The sequence below is a fragment of the Mycobacterium sp. MUNTM1 genome, from assembly GCF_054660795.1.
The window spans coordinates 1-16,900 of the sequence record NZ_BAAGDE010000038.1; the positions used below are offsets into that span (position 1 = coordinate 1).

Below are 16,900 nucleotides of genomic sequence, written 5' to 3' on the forward strand. Positions count from 1 at the left end.
GGGCAAGCCCATCTCGCAGTAATAGCCTGACACGTCGCAGCCGGGATGTGAACAGCCACGGTCCTTGGCGTACAAGATAATTCGTTGACCCGGCGACGCGAGGCGCTTGGTGTGGTACAGCGCCAACGCCTTGCCCTTGTCGAAGATCGCGAGGTAATGGTGGGCATGACGGGCCAGGCGGATAACGTCCGACATCGGCAGGATGGTGCCGCCGCCGGTCAAACCCCTTCCGGCGGCGGCCTCGAGCTCGGTGAGTGTGGTGGTCACGATGATGCTGGCCGGTAATCCGTTGTGCTGCCCCAAGTCTCCACTGGCCAGCGTCGCCCGCAGCGCCGCGTTGAGCCCGTCATGGTTGCGCTGGCCCGGCGTGCGGGTATCGCGTTGCACCGCCTCCTCCGAGGGGGCACCGTCGACGACCGGCGTGCCATCGTCAGGGTTGCACATGCCGGGGGCGGCGAGCTTGGCCAGCACCGCCTCGAGGGTGGCTCTGGCTTCGGGGGTCAGCCATCCGCTCAGGCGTGACATGCCGTCGGCCTGCTGATTGCCCAGCACCAGCCCGCGCAACCGCGCCCGGTCGGCGTCGGTGTAGCTGCCGTCGGGATTGAGGCAGTCCATCAGGCGGCGGGCCAGTTTGGCGAGCTGATCGGGCCGGAACTCGGCGGCCCTGGCCGCCAGTTGTCTCTCGGCGTGCACAGAGGTCTCGAGGTCGACGGACTCGGGCAGCTGGTGGAAAAACCGCCGGATCACCGCCACGTGGTCGGCCCCGATCGCCCCGTCACGCTGGGCCGCGGCGGTGGCGGGCAGCACCGGCGCCAACGGCTCGCCCGTAAGCGCGCGGCGCGGGCCCAGGTCGGCGGCCTCGCTGATCCGGCGGCCGGCCTCGGCCCGGGTGATGTGTAGCCGGTCGGCCAACACCCAGGACAGCTTGCCGCCCAACTCCGTCGAATCCCCTTGCTCACCAAGCTGATTGATGAGCTGATGACTTGGCGCCTGGAGTTTGCGTGCTACGCGTTCGAGTGTCTCCAAAATTCCGAGGCGTTCCGGGTTGGTCAGCGCAGCATAGGAATGCTCCTGGAAGCGGGACGCTACAGCGCACAACGCGTCAACGTCCGCCTGAATCTGCTCGCGGTCGCTAATCGAACCCATGTTCGAATACTAGGGCGGGCTACCGACAAAACCCGTCCCCCCGAAACCACTGAAACAAAAGTGGCACAAGTGATTTGGGTTTGCCGATTCAACGCGTCAAATCGCGGAGCAATGTGGCTCTTGCGCTGCCGAGAACAATGGGTCCAAGTGGCGACTGCGCTGCGGCGCGGTGGCCCGGATGGATCAGAGGTGGGTGAGAGCCATGGCCCCGTTGCTCATGGCCTGCGGCGGGTTCCTGTTCGCCGTCTTGTGGATGGACTTGATCTTCGACGTCCAAGTTCTCCGCTACCGGAAGTCACCGGCCGAACTGCCCGAGGCCGTGCTCGCGTCCATCGCCGCCTACTACCACCGCGCGACGACCACGTCGCGCCCGATGAACCGCCTGATCGCGCTCGTCATGCTCACGTTGCTGGGAACGCTTGTGCTGCAGGCCGCGCGCGGACACGACCCAGGCTGGCTGCTGGTGACCTCGACGCCGATTGCCGGCGTCCCGACCATGTTGGCGTTGACGCACACCGTTCCCGATGCGGTACAACTCGGGCGCCGCGCGGACAGCCCATCCGAGCAGACGCGACTGGCGCGATCGATCTGCCGCGACCATCTGCTCTCCGCGGTCTGCATGCTCGCGTTTCTCGTCCTGTGGGTGGCGAACAGCGTTGCGATCTGAGCCACACGACGGGCCGTAGTAATAACGCGCAGGTCAGGACCCGCTGGCCACGTCAGTGCGCCACGTACTAAACTAGAACACGTTCCAATTCGGCGAGCTCCCAGGAGTTGTAATGCACACCCCTATCTGCGACGAACTCGGGATCGAGTTTCCGATTTTCGCCTTCACCCACTGCCGCGACGTTGTCGTGGCGGTCAGCAAGGCCGGGGGGTTCGGCGTGCTCGGAGCGGTCGGCTTCACGCCCGAGCAGCTCGAGATCGAGCTGAAGTGGATCGACGAGAACATCGGCGACCACCCGTACGGGGTCGACATCGTCATCCCGAACAAGTACGAGGGCATGGACTCCCACCTGTCGGCGGAAGAGCTGGCCGAGACGCTGCGCAAGATGGTGCCGCAGGAGCACCTGGACTTCGGGAAGAAGATCCTCGCCGACCACGGCGTGCCGGTCGAGGACAGCGATGGCGACACCCTGCAGCTGCTCGGCTGGACTGAGGCCACGGCCACGCCCCAGGTCGAGGTGGCGCTCCAGCATCCGAAGGTGAAGATGATCGCCAACGCGCTGGGCACCCCGCCGGCCGAGATGATCAAGCACATCCACGACGCCGGGCTCAAAGTGGCGGCGTTATGCGGCTCCCCCTCGCAGGCTCGCAAGCATGCCGACGCGGGCGTCGACATCATCATCGCCCAGGGCGGTGAGGCCGGCGGGCACTGCGGCGAGGTGGGCTCGATCGTGCTGTGGCCACAGGTCGTCAAGGAGGTCGCCCCGGTTCCGGTGCTGGCGGCGGGCGGCATCGGCAGCGGTGAACAGATCGCGGCCGCGCTGGCGCTCGGTGCGCAGGGCGCGTGGACCGGATCGCAGTGGCTGATGGTCGAGGAGTCTTCGAACACCCCGGTCCAGCAGGAGGCCTACGTCAAGGCGGGCAGCCGCGACACCGTCCGCAGCCGCTCGTTCACCGGCAAGCCGGCCCGCATGCTGCGCAACGACTGGACCGAGGCATGGGAGGCGCCGGACAACCCCAAGCCGCTCGGAATGCCGTTGCAGTACATGGTGTCTGGCATGGCCGTCCGCGCCACCAACAGGTACCCCAACGAATCCGTCGACGTGGCGTTCAACCCCGTCGGTCAGGTGGTCGGGCAGTTCACCAAGGTGGAGAAGACCTCGACGGTCATCGAGCGCTGGGTGCAGGAGTACCTGGAAGCCACCAACCGGCTCGATGAGCTCAACGAGGCCGCCTCCGTATAACGCGCGCCTAGACCTCGTCGACGTCGTCGCGGCCGGTGAACACTTCCTTCGTCCGGTCAAACGCGTAGGTGCCGATGTCGATCGAATTCTGAACGATGCCGCTGGCGCCGCCGGCGAGGTCGCCGCGGATGATGTCGCTGGCGTGTTCGACGATGTCGGAGGCTTTCTCGACGGCGTTGGTCGCGATGTCCCTCGCCGCGTCGACTGCATCTTTGGGATTGAAGGCCATCTCGAGTCTCCTTTTGTTACCGGGCGGTCGCTCTGACTCTAGACGGCGTCACGCACCATTTCTCGTCGGCGTCGCGGCCTGGTAGTGCACCAAGGAACGCCAGTAGTCTTCGGGAATCTCGGCCCCCGAGCGCATGATTCGGGCCAGCCCGATGGCCATCGCGATGCCCAGCAGTCCCAGCCACAGCCCGGCCAGTGCGATGACGCCCCACAGCACGGCGGTGACCGTGGGCCAGGGCGAGAGCACCGCGAGCACCGGCGCGAAGAAGAAGCCCGTGCCGATGTACCACGCCGATCCGGCGCGATCGGAGGCCAGCACGAAACGCAGCCAGCGCGGAATCGGATCTTGGGCCTGCGGGTGCTCGCGCATCGTCGTTATCCCGACGGCGGGAAGAACCCTGCCCCGGTGAACCAGCCTTCTTGCCACCCTTGGTCTCCCAGGCAGAGCATCGGAAGCCCGCGGTCCGACTGTGCCGCCGACTGCGGGCCGGGGCATTTCGCGCCGGCCTGCTGAACCCCGTAGAGCGGGTAGGAGATCACCCAGTAACCCGTGGTGGCTGCCGGGAACTGATTCGGCGGCGGGAAATGACACGCCTCGGCCTGACCGCTGGGCCCCCGCCCGAAGATGAAGCTTTCGTAGTTGTCGCACGGCGCGCCCAACGAGGCCTGATAGTTCATCCCCGGCACGTCGCCGTCATATCCGGCGGCCGCGCACGGCGCCAAGCCGATCGTGATGCCCGCTATCGAAGCGGCGCTGAGCAGTTCCCGAATCATGTCCTACCCCGCCTGTCGTCGCCGATGACCTGCACCAAAGCATATCGGTCGGACTGTCGGCCACAAGACCGTTTCGGCGTGCGACCGCGATCGCCGGCCCCGACCCGCTCCTCGGTGCAAAACCGCCGGTGAAGAACACGTTCCAATTCGCACCCGGGGATCTTGAGGCAATGCTTCCCAACCAAGGTGCGGCAGTGGTTTCCTTGCACAAGGACGACTAGACCACTTCGTCATCGAGGAGCGGGCCATGCCAAGCGTCGAGCCAACCGCCGAGCCAACCGCCAAGCCGGTCCCCAATCTGCCTCCCGGCTTCGACTTCACCGACCCGGACATCCACGCCGAGCGACTCCCGGTGGAAGAACTGGCCGAGCTGCGCCGCACCGCGCCGATCTGGTGGAACGAACAGCCGGACGGGGTGGGCGGATTCGACGACGGCGGCTTTTGGGTGGTGTCCAAGCACAAGGACGTCAAAGAGATTTCGCGGCGCAGCGACGTCTTCTCCAGCCTGGAGAACACCGCCCTGCCCCGCTACAGAGAGGGCACGGTGCGCGAGCAGCGCGAGACCGGCAAGTTCGTGTTGCTCAACATGGACGCCCCGCAACACACCCACCTCCGCAAAATCATTTCCCGCGGGTTCACCCCCCGCGCCGTCGAGCTCCTGCGCGATGACCTGAACGAGCGCGCCCGGCGCATCGTCGCGGCCGCGGCCGCCGAGGGTTCCGGCGACTTCGTCGAGCAGGTGTCCTGCGAGCTGCCGCTGCAGGCGATCGCCGGGCTGATGGGGGTGCCGCAAGAGGACCGCATGAAGCTGTTCCACTGGTCGAACGAAATGGTGGGCGATCAGGATCCCGAGTTTGCCCGCAACGACGCGATGGGCGCCTCGGTCGAACTGATCACCTACGCCATGCAGATGGCCGCCGACCGTAAGCAACACCCCGGAGACGACATCGTCACCAAGCTGATCGAGGCCGACGTCGACGGGCACAAGCTCTCCGACGACGAGTTCGGCTTCTTCGTGATCCTGCTGGCCGTCGCGGGCAACGAGACCACCCGCAACTCGATCACCCAGGGCATGATGGCCTTCACCGACTTCCCGGATCAGTGGGAGCTGTACAAGCGAGAGCGCCCCGCCACCACCGCCGACGAGATCGTGCGCTGGGCGACGCCGGTCACCTCATTCCAGCGGACCGCGTGCGAGGACTACGAGCTGTCCGGCGTGCAGATCAAGAAGGGCCAGCGGGTCGTAATGGTCTATCGCTCAGCCAATTTCGACGAGGACGTGTTCGAGGACCCGTTCACCTTCAACATCCTGCGGGATCCCAACCCGCACGTGGGCTTCGGTGGCACCGGTGCGCACTACTGTCTCGGGGCCAACCTGGCGCGGATGACCATCGACCTGATGTTCAACGCGATCGCCGACGCCATGCCCGATCTGGAATCGGCCGGCAAGCCCGAGCGACTGCGGTCGGGCTGGCTCAACGGAATCAAGCACTGGCAGGTCGACTATCACACCAGCGGTGCCGAGAAATGTCCTGTCGCGCATTAGGCGCAGGGGTGACAAGCTAGGGACATGCCCACTCATCGAGCCGTCCATGTCTCGTCCGCAGGTGCAGCTTTGGAGCTGGTCGACGCCGAAACCAAACCACCGGGTCGCGACGAGGTACGGCTGACGGTCGCTGCGTGCGGCATCTGCGGCACCGACGCCCACTTCGTCAATGGCGGGTTCCCCGGCATGTCGTGGCCGCTGACCCCCGGGCATGAAATCGCCGGCAAGATCGCCGAGATCGGCGATGGCGTACAGGATTTCGCGATCGGTGATCGCGTCGCGGTCGGCTGGTTCGGCGGCTGTTGCCAACGCTGCAACCAATGCCGTAAGGGCCTGTTCATCCACTGCGAGAACGGCAAGGTGCCGAGTTGGCAGTATCCCGGTGGATACGCGGAGTCGGTGACCGTGCCGGTCAGCGCGCTGGCCCGGATCCCGGACGAACTCTCCGACGCCGAGGCCGCCCCGATGGGGTGTGCGGGCGTGACCACCTACAACGCCTTGCGCCACACCAAGGCCCTGCCCGGCGATCGGGTAGCGATTCTCGGTGTCGGCGGACTGGGCCATCTCGGCGTGCAGTTCGCCCGGGCGATGGGCTTCGAAACCATCGCGATCAACCGGGGTACCGGCAAGGCCGACGATGCCCGCAAGCTGGGCGCCCACCACTACATCGACTCGACCGCCACCGATCCCGCGGAGGCGTTGAAGGACCTCGGCGGCGCGACCGTCGTGTTGGCCACCGCCGGCAATTCAAAAGCCATGGCCGCCACGGTCGGTGGCATACTCCCCCAAGGCGAACTGGTCACCATCGGGGTCACGCCCGAGCCGCTGCCGATCAGCCCGGTGCAACTGATCACCCCCGGCATCAGCGTCGTCGGCCATCCCTCCGGGACGGCGAAGGACGTCGAAGACACCATGCATTTCGCTGTCTTGTCCGGCGTGCGGGCGTGGATCGAGGAACTTCCGCTGTCGCAGGCCAAGGAGGGCTATGCGGCCCTGGAAGAGGGCCGGGCGCACTATCGCACCGTTTTGACCATGTGACACAGTCGGTCCGTGACCTCCCACGAAAACTCGGTGTGGACGATCAGTCCGGCCGACGGTGAATTGTTGTTGCACACCGGTGTTGCCGGCAGGGCGGCACGGATGGGTCATCGCCTCACCATCGCGATGACGCGCTGGCACGCCACCGTAAGCTGGTCCGATTCTCGGCCCGTCGGCGCAGAACTCGTCGTCGAGACCGAGTCATTCGAGGTGCTGCGGGGCGACGGCGGAGTCAAGGGGCTGTCCGGGGCCGAGAAGGCGGTGGTGCGGTCGAACGCGCTGAAGTCTTTGTCCGCCAGTCGATTCCCCGAGATCCGCTACACCGCGGGCGTCATCGAGGAGGCCGGTGACGGCTACCGGCTGAGCGGCACGCTCGCGATCCGGGGAAAGTCGCGAGACCACGTGATCGAGGTGCGCACAGAGGATCTCGGGGGCTCATGGCGGATGTCGGTCGAATCCACCATTCGTCAGTCCGACTACGGCATCAAGCCCTACTCGCTGCTGATGGGTTCGGTCCAGGTCGCAGACGAGGTTGCGTTGACTTTCTCCGCGGTTCGCGCCCAAGACAATTGAGTGCTACCGGCGCGGCGTCGGAAGGAAGATCAGGGCTGCGGGTCGGTCGCCGCGCGCGGGGTTGAATCGGCCGCCGGTTCGCCGGTGTCGCCGGGAATGTGCTCCAGCACCCGCGTCAGGTAGGGCTGTCGGTCACCGGTGCTCGGCTGCTCTTCCGGGGCGCTCGGCTCCGAAACCGGTTCCCCGGCAGGGGGCTTGGCCTGCGGGGCTGCCGGCTTGGTCGGTGGCGCCGCCGGGAGCGGCGCGACGGCCGTGACCGCCTCGGCGACCTGCGGTGTCGGGGGGTGCGTGGCGTGCTTCGGCGTGGGCGCCGCGCTGGCGGGGCCGACGTGGATCCCCACCGCGAGTGACACCGAGCCGACGAAGGTGATGGCGCCGGCGGCCAGCGCGGTCACCGCCCCGGCGTAGGACAACTGCCGCTTCTGGGCGGGTGCCGGAACGGGCTCGCCGACCTCCTCCACCAACTGCTCGTCGGTGAACTCGGTGCTGCGGGCCGCGGACAGCGCGGCGCCGCGCGCGATGGTCACCTGGGCCATCGACTGCACGAAAACCGGTACCGGCAAAGTCTTTTCGAGTTGCCAGGAGAATCCGTCGATGTCGTCGTGGGCGCCGACGACCACAACGCCGCCCGGCTGCCATCCGTTGCGCTCGAACATGCCGGCCAGCCAGCGGGTCAGGCCGTCGAAGCCGCCGCGCACGTGCTTGGTCGCCGTCTGGGTCTCCCCGTCATGGGTGTCGACCATGACGACGGTCGTCGCGTCGTGATCGAGAATGCAGACCGCCGTCTGCTCGTAGCCGATGACGGGCGAAATGGCCTCAGCCAACGTCTCGACGGCGTCCAGGAACCGGATGGGCACGACGTTGTCGAATCCCGCGTCGGTCAACGCCTCCAGCACCAGCGCGGCCTGTGCGGATGCTTCGTCGTTCCAGGTCACTCCGATGACACGCAAGCGGCGATCGCTTGCCGCCGCCGCCGTGTCGACCCGCAATACCTCGTCTACTACCTGCTCTGCGGTACCCACGGCGCGAACGCCGTGGCCTGTGTGCAGCGTCAACTCCTGGTGATCCAGGATCGTGCCGTCCGCGCCGTGTCCTTCAGCGAGGACCCAACCGACGGTGGTCGGCGTCACTGACAGGCCAAGAACCGTGTCCAAATCTATGCCCCAATCGGTCCCGCGCCCGACGCCCTCCGCCGCACCGACGCGCACCATGAAGCCGCAGGTGCGGTGATTCGTGAGAGCCGGAACAGACACGGGATAGCGTGGTCTTCATCGGCTTGCTCCGAGAGAGCCTACGCGGTCGGCGCAAGTCCGGCTGCCCCGGTCAGGCCTCGCCCGGGAATCGCCAGATCAACGGGCGGCGCCGGGAACGGCCAAACCGCCGGACGACGCGCCACCGATGGGGCGGCGCGTTGTCCGGCGGCAAAAGCCGCATCGTTTTATCGGCAAAGAAAATATTTATCGGCTGTCGCTGCGCGAGGCGACGCGCCTTCAAAGGGTCAAAGATGCGTCGCGCAGCTGTCCGGTCGCGACGCGCGCTCGAAAATCCGCAGTCGCCTTCATTTCGGGTGCTTTCTATTAGGTGGCGTATCGCGGGGTGCTCGTCTACACGCGCCCGCGGGACGGTGCTGCCTGGCATTTTCGCCCCGACGGGTTGGACCGTCGTCGAGCGGGTACGCGTCGCCTGTCGCCGCTCGGGTGTTCCGGGTGGCGAATTCATGAGGTGAAAAGAGATGCCGAAACGAGACGCGTTCGCGTCCCAATCGACATTTCGCGGACTCACACGGTAAATTCCTGTGAGACCACGATCACACTGACCACATCGACAAGGGGCAGGTATGACAGATCTGAGCGAGAAGGTCCGGGCCTGGGGGCGCCGGCTTTTGGTCGGCACAGCGGCGGCGGCCACACTGCCGGGCCTGATCGGTCTTGCCGGCGGTGCCCCGACAGCCAACGCGTTTTCGCGTCCGGGTCTGCCCGTCGAGTACCTGCAGGTGCCGTCCGCCGGCATGGGCCGCAACATCAAGGTCCAGTTCCAGAGCGGCGGCAACGGTTCTCCCGCGGTGTATCTGCTGGATGGTCTGCGGGCCCAAGACGACTACAACGGCTGGGACATCAATACCCCGGCGTTCGAGTGGTACTACAAGTCGGGCCTCTCGATCGTCATGCCGGTCGGCGGTCAGTCCAGCTTCTACGCCGACTGGTACGGCCCGGCGTGCGGTAAGGCCGGCTGCCAGACGTACAAGTGGGAGACCTTCCTGACCAGCGAACTGCCCGGATATCTGGCCTCGAACAAGAGCGTCAAGTCCAACGGCAGCGCCGTGGTCGGTATCTCGATGTCCGGCTCCTCAGCGCTGATCTTGGCAGTGAACCACCCGGGACAGTTCATCTACGCCGGCTCGCTGTCGGCCCTGATGGACCCCTCCCAGGGGATGGGGCCCTCGCTGATCGGTCTGGCCATGGGCGACGCCGGCGGCTACAAGCCCGACGCCATGTGGGGGCCGTCGAGCGATCCGGCGTGGGCGCGCAACGACCCGACCCTTCAGGTCGGGGCGCTGGCCGGTAACAACACCCGCCTCTGGGTCTACTGCGGTAACGGGACGCCGTCCGAGCTGGGTGGGGCGAACATGCCCGCCGAGTTCCTGGAGAACTTCGTCCGCAGCAGCAACCTGAAGTTCCGGGATGCCTACAACGCGGCCGGCGGCCACAACGCCGTGTTCAACTTCGACGCCAATGGGACGCACAGCTGGGAGTACTGGGGAGCCCAGCTCAACGCCATGAAGCCCGACCTGCAGGGCGCCCTCGGCGCCACCCAGGGCGGCGGCGGATAACCCCTCGCCCGGCTCGTTCACTACTGCGCCTGACAACCTCGTCGGGCGCAGTAGTGCGTTAAGGGGCCGACGGCCGGCGGTTTTTCTCGTTCGGCGACAAAAGATCACTGTGACGGCATCCCGTCGGAGCGTCCCGGCCGGCGGGGCGCCACCGACACGCCAGAATCATCATCATGCGCCGCAGCGTTCGCCCGCCCCGCCTGGCCGCGGCCGCGCGCTGTGGCGCCGTGCTCGGCGGCCTGGCGATGCTTGTGGCGCCGGTTCGGGCCGACCCGGCGAGCCCGCTGACGCCCTTGGTCGACGCCGCCGCGCAACGGCTGCAGGTTGCCGAGCCCGTCGCCGCCTACAAATGGAACCAGCACGGCGCCATCGAAGACCCGGCCCGCGTCGAGCAGGAGCTGGCCAGGCTGGGCGACGAGGCCGACGCCGAACACGTCGACCGCGACTACGTCACGCGGGTCTTCGGTGACCAGATCGGCGCGACCGAGGCCATCGAATACACCCGGTTCGCCGACTGGAAGCTGAACCCGGCGGGCGCTCCGGCCGACGCGCCGGACCTGTCGGCGTCGCGGTCGACGATCGACGCCTTCAATCGGGCGATGCTGGGCCAGATTTCGGCCAACTGGAACCTGCTGCACTCGCCGGAATGCGCCGCGCAACGCGACGCTGCGCGCAGCGTCGTCATCCGGGATCGTCAGCTCGACAGCCTGTACCAAAAGGCCCTGTCATCAGCGACGCAGTCGTATTGCCAGCGATAACTTAATTTTTCCTCACCGATTTCTAACGGTCCGATTTGGCCTGCCGATAAGGCGGTTTCCGCAGATAGATGGCATATCTCGCGCCATTTTCGAATAGGTAACGCTTTGGCCACACGCGCCGAAATCCTGGACATGAAATATCTCTGCAAGCTTCTCGTCAAGTCCGTAGCGGTCGGCGGGTTCGTTGCAGCGTCGATGGCTTCGTCCACGGGTGTGGTGAGCGCGGAACCCGCTCCCAACTGGGACGCGATCGCTCAGTGCGAATCCGGTGGCAACTGGCACGCCAACACCGGCAACGGCGAATACGGTGGGCTGCAATTCAAACCGAGCACCTGGGCCCGCTACGGCGGCGTCGGTAACCCCGCTGCCGCATCCAGGGAGCAGCAAATCGCCGTGGCCAACCGGGTTTTCGCCGAAGAGGGCGTGGAGGCCTGGCCAAAATGCGGTGCGCAGTCCGGCCTGCCGATCGGCTGGTACTCGCACCCGGCCCAGGGCATCAAGCAGATCATCAACGGGCTGATCCAGGCGGCCGTCCCGCACTGATGAAACGCACCTGCGGTCTATGTCCCAGCGGCTAGCTGTGTTTGGATCAGCCCATGGAAGGTTCGGCGACTGTTCATATGGCGGCGCCTGCGGCCAAGATCTGGGATCTCATCGCAGACGTCCGCAACACCGGAAAGTTCTCCCCGGAAGTTTTCGAAGCCGAGTGGCTGGGCGACGCGACCGGCCCGGCCCTCGGCGCGAAATTCCGCGGCCACGTCAAGCGCAACGAGATGGGCCCGGTCTATTGGACGACGTGCAAGGTCACCGCGTGCGAACCGGGCCGCGAATTCGGCTTCACGGTGCTGCTCGGTGACCGGCCGGTCAACAATTGGCACTACCGCCTGGCGCCCAGTGACGGCGGGACGGACGTCACCGAGTCGTTTCGGCTCAACCCGGCGCCATGGCTCGGCGTGTACTGGTTGTTCGGCGGATTTCTGCGCAAGCGCCGCAACATCCGCGACATGACCAAGACGCTGAACCGCATCAAAAACGTGGTCGAGGCGGACTGACGCTGGTGAAATCGGTCTTCATCACCGGCGCGGGCAGCGGCATGGGGCGCGAGGGGGCAAAGCTGTTCCACGCCAAGGGCTGGCGGGTGGGCGCGGTCGACCGCAACGACGCCGGCCTGGCGACCCTGACCGACGAACTCGGCGGCGATCGGCTGTGGACCCGCGCCGTCGATGTGACGGACAAGGCGGCTCTCGACGGCGCCCTGGCCGACTTCTGCGCCGGCAACACCGGCGGCGGCCTGGACATGATGTGGAACAACGCCGGCATCGGCGAATCCGGATGGTTCGAGGACGTGCCCTATGACGCCGCGATGCGCGTCGTCGACGTGAACTTCAAGGCGGTATTGACGGGCGCGTACGCCTCGCTGCCGTACCTCAAGAAGGCCCCCGGCAGCCTGATGTTCTCGACGTCGTCGTCGTCGGGCACCTACGGCATGCCGCGCCTGGCCGTCTACTCGTCCACCAAGCACGCGGTCAAAGGCCTGACCGAGGCCCTGAGCGTGGAGTGGCTGCGCCACGGGGTGCGCGTCGCCGACGTGCTGCCCGGTCTGATCGACACCGCCATCCTCACGACGACGACCAACCACTCCGACGATGGCCGCGCGCCCATGACGGCCGAGCAACTGCGGGCCACCGCGCCCAAGAGGGGCATGCTTCGGTTGATGCCGGCCAGCAGCGTGGCCGAGACGGCGTGGCAGGCCTACCACAATCAGAAGCGGTTGCACTGGTACGTGCCGAAGAGCATTCGCCTGATTGACTTTTTCAAAGGCCTGAGTCCGGAATTCGTGCGACGCAGCATCGTCAAGTCCCTACCCAGGCTTGCGCCGAAGCAACAATAAGGAGGTCGGCTGTGCAAAACCGGGTGCTCACAGTCGCTTTGGTCCTGGCGGCGGTCGTCGGCGTGGCCGGCTGCAGCGCGGCCCAGACGACGCCGCGCCGGGCCGCCCGCCTGACCATCGACGGCGCGACGCACACCACGCGTCCCCCCGCGTGCCGGCAGGATCAGATGTACCGGACCATCAACATCGGCGACCACGATGGCGGGGTCGAAGCGGTGGTGTTGCTCAGCGGATACCGGGTGATGCCGCAGTGGGTGAAGATCCGCAACGTCGACGGCTTCACCGGCAGCTTCTGGCAGGGCGGGGTCGGAGACGCGCACGTCGACCTCACCAACGACGCGTACACCATCACGGGCAGCGCGTATGGCATCAACAGCAGCAACCCCAACAAAGTGGTGACCACCGACTTCAAAATCGTCGCGCAGTGCTGACTCTCGAGGTGGTCGGAGCCTAGGCTCGAACCGACACCCGGACGAGGGAGGGGCCAGTGAAGGAACGGTTGCACTGGTTCGCGATGCACGGCTTCATCCGCGGAGCCGCTGCGGTCGGGGCGCGACGCGGCGATGTTCAGGCCCGGCTGATCGCCGATCCGGCGGTGTCCGCCGACCCGGTGCGCTACTACGACGAGGTCCGCGCCCGGGGCACGTTGGTGAAGGGCCGCGTCGCCTATCTGACGGCGGATCACGCGCTCGCTCACGAGCTGCTGCGGTCCGATGATTTCCGGGTGCTGATCTTCGGATCGAACCTGCCGGCGCCGTTGCGATGGCTGGAGCGCCGCACCCGCGACGACCTCCTGCATCCACTGCGGGCACCGTCACTGCTTGCGGTCGAGCCGCCCGACCACACCCGCTACCGCAAGACCGTATCGGCGGTGTTCACCCCCAGGGCGGTTGCCGCGCTGCGGGATCGGGTGGAGCAGACCGCCACCGAGCTGTTGGATCGGTTGGCCGGGGAATCGGGTGTCGTGGATATCGTCCGGCGGTACTGCGCGCAACTTCCGGTGTCGATCATCAGCGACATCCTCGGCGTGCCGGAGTCCGAGCGGCGGCGCGTGCTGGAATTCGGCGAACTGGCCGCGCCGAGCCTGGACATCGGACTGCCGTGGCGGCAGTACCGCAGCGTGCAGGAAGGCATCGCCGGCTTCAGCTCCTGGCTTGACGAGCACCTGCGGCAACTCCGCCTCGACCCCAGCGACAATTTGATGAGTCAGCTGATCCAGACCGCCGAAAGCGGCTCTGCCGAAACGTATCTCAACGAGAAAGAGTTGCAGGCGATCGCCGGTCTGGTGTTGGCCGCCGGATTCGAGACCACCGTGAATCTGCTCGGCAACGGGATCCGCATGCTGCTGGACGCGCCCGAGCACCTCGACACCCTGCGACGGCGCCCCGAGCTGTGGCCCAACGCCGTCGAAGAGATCCTGCGGCTGGAATCGCCGGTGCAGCTCACCGCCCGGTTAGCGCTCAACGATGTCGAGATCGCCGGCCGGCGCCTAGAACGCGGCGACTTGGTGATCCTGTATCTGGCCGCCGCCAACCGGGATCCGGCCGTGTTCGATGACCCGCATCGCTTCGACATCGAAAGGGAGAACGCCGGAAGGCATCTCGCCTTCTCCGGTGGCCGGCACTTCTGCCTTGGCGCCGCCCTTGCGCGTGCCGAGGGCGAAGTCGGCCTGCGCACGTTTTTCGACCGCTTCCCCGAGGTACGCGCGGCCGGCGCCGGAAGCCGGCGCGAAACCCGCGTCCTGCGGGGATGGTCGTCGCTGCCGGTGAACCTGGGGCCGGCCCGGTCGATGGCCGCGGTGGACGGCTAGCGGCACTCGCCGGGAGTATCGCCCACCTTATTGACACCGGGGCGGCAACAGAGTTTCATGTGCCGTTATGACAGAGGTTTCTATGATCGCGGTCGAGGATGTCGTACGTGGGCTGTGGCAAGCACTTTCGCGGCGCGACTGGGAAGCGCTCAAGACCTTCCTGTCCGACGACTGCCTCTATGTCGACATGCCGGTTCCCGCGTTGTCGGCCCGCGGCCCGGAAGACATCGTCAAACGCCTCAGGATGGGCCTCGAGCAGCTGGCCGGCTATGAGAACCACACCGGCGTGCTGGTGTCCAACGGCTCCGATGTGCTCTACGAGCACTCCGAGACCTGGACATTCGCCACCGGTGAGCAGGGCGTGCTGCGATTCGTCACGGTGCACAAGGTCGTCGACGGCAAAGTGACTGTCTGGAAAGACTATTGGGACTTCAACAGCCTGGTGGCCTTCGCTCCCCCGAACCACTTCGAGGGACTGGCAACCGGCGACGTGAGTTGGGTGTTCGACGCGTCAGCGCTGGTCTGACAACATCTTTCGCAGGCAAGCCCACGCCGCGTCACTGGGGCGTAAGTCTGAAATAGCCGTAGAGATGGACCGGGCCCCCGGTTGCCGTCGGAAGCGTGTGGTTGACCAGGCCGGCGACCACAATGATGTCGTCGTTGAACCATCGCCGCAGCGAGCCATCGTGTCGGTACACGGTGTAGGTGACCTGGTTGTCGGAGGACAAGCCGTTGGCGTCCAACGCGTATCCCGCCGATTTGAGGTCGGGGCCGACACGATGCCGCAGGAGATCCCAGGTGAATTGCGCATTGGTGGCAGAGAATTGCTCACTGGCGATGCGGTATCCCGGCAGTGCGGCGGAGACGAGAGTCCGTATCTTCTCCTGGGCTGCCGTCCTTTGCGGTTCCGGGATATCGGTGATGGCAACCGGCGAAGGATAACTCGGAAGACCGCTGAGCGCGCGCGGTTGGGCAGTGCGGTACTGCCAGAAGACATATCCGCCCGCAATGACTACTACGACAGCGATAGCGATGGCTGCTATCCAAAGCATCTTGTTGCGCCTCATCCCAGTGAACCGATGTTGACGTTGGACATCGGGTGGTGACCGAACGGTCCGTTAGGCAGATTGCCCGTCGGTAGGCCCGATCCAATGAGGTCACCAAGCCTTACCGTCACTAGCGGCTCTGCGGTGTTCTCGGGTGTTCCCAAGTTGTGCTCCCATGGATTGCGCAACGTCACCCGGGCGTCGCTGCCGGTGCCGGTGATGCCTTCCACCACATAGACATGGCTCTGCTCCAACGGGACGCCTTGCGCGGTGGTCGTGATCGTGACGGGTTGATGATTGGCCAGTGCGGTGGCGATGCTCTGGTCGATGTGTTGGTTCGTCAACCAGACGGTTTGCGGATTGATGGTGGTCCCTCGGTTCCCTGTCAATGCCCCCAGTGCATCCTGTGGGTAGCCGCCTTTGCCAATGACGTTTTCGAGCGCATCGCCGAGATTATCGTTGGGCGCCTTGAGTTTCGCATAGGCCGACTCCAAAACCGCCGGCCATAGCGGGGCGTCCGGCTTGTTGTTGTCCAGCCAACTGGCGCCATGGTGCTGGATGTTGGTGTCAATGTCGCCCTGAGTGACCGGGACGTGTCTCCATTCGTGGCCATCCCAAAGCGTCACGTCGAAGGTTCCCGTCTTGTCGTCGTAGCGGATCCGGTCTTTGATCCACTGCGGGTTGGCATTGGCTATCGCTCCCATTGTGGAGTCCAGGTAGCAGTCACCGATGCTGTCTTGGTGCACATCCGCGGCCGTCGGATCATGCGGGTACAGGTCCTTGTCGGTGTACCGGCGCGGTTGTGTGCCGTCAGAGTCCTGGGGAAAGGGTCCGTCTTGCGGTGCCGGGGCGAACGCGGGATCTCCCAGCCCGGCGGTTGCCGTCGCGAGTTTGGCGGCGACGGTCTGGTCGATGCTCGTCAACGTGGCGGCGTCGACGCGGATGTCGGCCGCCATCTGGTCGGCCAAGACCTCGAGGGTCATGACATCGGCAAGCGAGCCGCCGTGCACGTACGCGGTGACCGAGAGGTCTTCTGCCACATTGAAACCCGCGTTCTCGGCGGTTGCGACGGCGAACAGGACGCGTTGTTGTGCCGCGCTGACATCGCCGGCGCCATTGCGCGCGATCGCGGCCGCCTCCCGCAACTGGTCGGCGTGCCTGCTGACGATGGGGAGATCGGCGCCGGTTCGTTGCCGCAACGCTTCTCCCCCGGCGCCCCGCCACGGAAGAGAAACCGACTGATTCCTCACCTGGAGGAACACGTCCTCCCAGTGGTCCGCGATCTTATTCCAGTACGCCGCCGCATCGACCAGGTGCTGAGTGTCCCAAGCCTGAATCTGCGACAACGTG

The 16,900-nt window shown here is 66.0% G+C and carries 20 protein-coding genes; 13 read left to right on the plus strand and 7 right to left on the minus strand.

Annotation, left to right across the window (positions count from 1 at the left end):
* Window positions 1-1,146: 13E12 repeat family protein (locus ACYQ8K_RS20155; protein ID WP_459971737.1), on the minus strand; the 1,146-nt coding region annotated here is incomplete at its 3' end.
* Between the two features lie 202 nt (window positions 1,147-1,348).
* Between ACYQ8K_RS20155 and ACYQ8K_RS20160 the strand changes: the two genes are divergently transcribed.
* Window positions 1,349-1,813 (plus strand): hypothetical protein, encoded by a 465-nt coding sequence (locus tag ACYQ8K_RS20160; protein ID WP_459971739.1) that lies wholly within the window; start codon window positions 1,349-1,351, stop codon window positions 1,811-1,813.
* Window positions 1,814-1,925: 112 nt separating this feature from the next.
* Complete coding sequence (locus ACYQ8K_RS20165; RefSeq protein WP_221042877.1) at window positions 1,926-3,056, plus strand: nitronate monooxygenase; 1,131 nt, start codon at window positions 1,926-1,928, stop codon at window positions 3,054-3,056.
* A 7-nt stretch (window positions 3,057-3,063) separates the two neighbouring features.
* Here ACYQ8K_RS20165 and ACYQ8K_RS20170 read toward each other — a convergent pair whose 3' ends face one another.
* Genes ACYQ8K_RS20170 through ACYQ8K_RS20180 form a run of 3 tightly spaced genes read right to left on the minus strand, consistent with a single transcriptional unit; the run spans window position 3,064 to window position 4,058 of the window.
* Window positions 3,064-3,285: an Rv1893 family protein gene (locus ACYQ8K_RS20170; protein WP_459971740.1), complete on the minus strand. Its 222-nt coding sequence runs from the start codon at window positions 3,283-3,285 to the stop codon at window positions 3,064-3,066.
* 48 nt (window positions 3,286-3,333) lie between these two features.
* Window positions 3,334-3,654: a hypothetical protein gene (locus ACYQ8K_RS20175; protein WP_459971742.1), complete on the minus strand. Its 321-nt coding sequence runs from the start codon at window positions 3,652-3,654 to the stop codon at window positions 3,334-3,336.
* A 5-nt stretch (window positions 3,655-3,659) separates the two neighbouring features.
* Window positions 3,660-4,058: a hypothetical protein gene (locus ACYQ8K_RS20180; protein ID WP_459971743.1), complete on the minus strand. Its 399-nt coding sequence runs from the start codon at window positions 4,056-4,058 to the stop codon at window positions 3,660-3,662.
* Between the two features lie 247 nt (window positions 4,059-4,305).
* Between ACYQ8K_RS20180 and ACYQ8K_RS20185 the strand changes: the two genes are divergently transcribed.
* From ACYQ8K_RS20185 to ACYQ8K_RS20195, 3 genes are read left to right on the plus strand one after another with little or no spacing between them, the layout of a single operon-like run.
* Window positions 4,306-5,604: a cytochrome P450 gene (locus ACYQ8K_RS20185; protein ID WP_459971745.1), complete on the plus strand. Its 1,299-nt coding sequence runs from the start codon at window positions 4,306-4,308 to the stop codon at window positions 5,602-5,604.
* 24 nt (window positions 5,605-5,628) lie between these two features.
* Window positions 5,629-6,642, plus strand: coding sequence for an alcohol dehydrogenase (locus ACYQ8K_RS20190; protein ID WP_459971747.1), 1,014 nt, complete (start codon window positions 5,629-5,631; stop codon window positions 6,640-6,642).
* 12 nt (window positions 6,643-6,654) lie between these two features.
* Complete coding sequence (locus ACYQ8K_RS20195; protein WP_459971748.1) at window positions 6,655-7,215, plus strand: YceI family protein; 561 nt, start codon at window positions 6,655-6,657, stop codon at window positions 7,213-7,215.
* 29 nt (window positions 7,216-7,244) lie between these two features.
* Here ACYQ8K_RS20195 and ACYQ8K_RS20200 read toward each other — a convergent pair whose 3' ends face one another.
* Window positions 7,245-8,369 (minus strand): DUF7159 family protein, encoded by a 1,125-nt coding sequence (locus tag ACYQ8K_RS20200; RefSeq protein WP_459971831.1) that lies wholly within the window; start codon window positions 8,367-8,369, stop codon window positions 7,245-7,247.
* 683 nt (window positions 8,370-9,052) lie between these two features.
* Between ACYQ8K_RS20200 and ag85B the strand changes: the two genes are divergently transcribed.
* The 8 genes from ag85B (at window position 9,053) to ACYQ8K_RS20240 (ending at window position 15,030) form a co-directional block, all read left to right on the plus strand.
* Entirely contained in the window at window positions 9,053-10,045 is a 993-nt protein-coding gene (ag85B, locus tag ACYQ8K_RS20205) for a diacylglycerol acyltransferase/mycolyltransferase Ag85B (RefSeq protein ID WP_459971749.1), read from the plus strand.
* 173 nt (window positions 10,046-10,218) lie between these two features.
* Complete coding sequence (locus tag ACYQ8K_RS20210) at window positions 10,219-10,803, plus strand: chorismate mutase (RefSeq protein WP_459971751.1); 585 nt, start codon at window positions 10,219-10,221, stop codon at window positions 10,801-10,803.
* 105 nt (window positions 10,804-10,908) lie between these two features.
* Window positions 10,909-11,346: a resuscitation-promoting factor RpfC gene (gene rpfC / locus ACYQ8K_RS20215; RefSeq protein WP_459971753.1), complete on the plus strand. Its 438-nt coding sequence runs from the start codon at window positions 10,909-10,911 to the stop codon at window positions 11,344-11,346.
* 35 nt (window positions 11,347-11,381) lie between these two features.
* Window positions 11,382-11,855, plus strand: a complete 474-nt coding sequence (locus tag ACYQ8K_RS20220; protein ID WP_459971833.1) for an SRPBCC family protein — start codon at window positions 11,382-11,384, stop codon at window positions 11,853-11,855.
* Window positions 11,856-11,860: 5 nt separating this feature from the next.
* On the plus strand, window positions 11,861-12,694 hold the full coding sequence (locus tag ACYQ8K_RS20225) for an SDR family oxidoreductase (RefSeq protein WP_459971755.1): 834 nt from the start codon (window positions 11,861-11,863) through the stop codon (window positions 12,692-12,694).
* A gap of 11 nt (window positions 12,695-12,705) precedes the next feature.
* Window positions 12,706-13,125 carry a lipoprotein LpqH gene (locus tag ACYQ8K_RS20230; protein WP_459971757.1) on the plus strand — a complete coding sequence of 140 codons (420 nt, stop codon included), beginning with the start codon at window positions 12,706-12,708 and terminating at the stop codon, window positions 13,123-13,125.
* Between the two features lie 56 nt (window positions 13,126-13,181).
* Complete coding sequence (locus tag ACYQ8K_RS20235) at window positions 13,182-14,504, plus strand: cytochrome P450 (RefSeq protein ID WP_459971759.1); 1,323 nt, start codon at window positions 13,182-13,184, stop codon at window positions 14,502-14,504.
* An 82-nt stretch (window positions 14,505-14,586) separates the two neighbouring features.
* Entirely contained in the window at window positions 14,587-15,030 is a 444-nt protein-coding gene (locus ACYQ8K_RS20240) for a nuclear transport factor 2 family protein (protein ID WP_459971835.1), read from the plus strand.
* 31 nt (window positions 15,031-15,061) lie between these two features.
* Here ACYQ8K_RS20240 and ACYQ8K_RS20245 read toward each other — a convergent pair whose 3' ends face one another.
* Entirely contained in the window at window positions 15,062-15,571 is a 510-nt protein-coding gene (locus tag ACYQ8K_RS20245) for a hypothetical protein (protein ID WP_459971761.1), read from the minus strand.
* Complete coding sequence (locus tag ACYQ8K_RS20250) at window positions 15,568-16,896, minus strand: C2 family cysteine protease (protein WP_459971763.1); 1,329 nt, start codon at window positions 16,894-16,896, stop codon at window positions 15,568-15,570. Before ACYQ8K_RS20250 ends, ACYQ8K_RS20245 begins: the two co-directional genes overlap by 4 nt.
* Window positions 16,897-16,900: the final 4 nt, after the last annotated feature.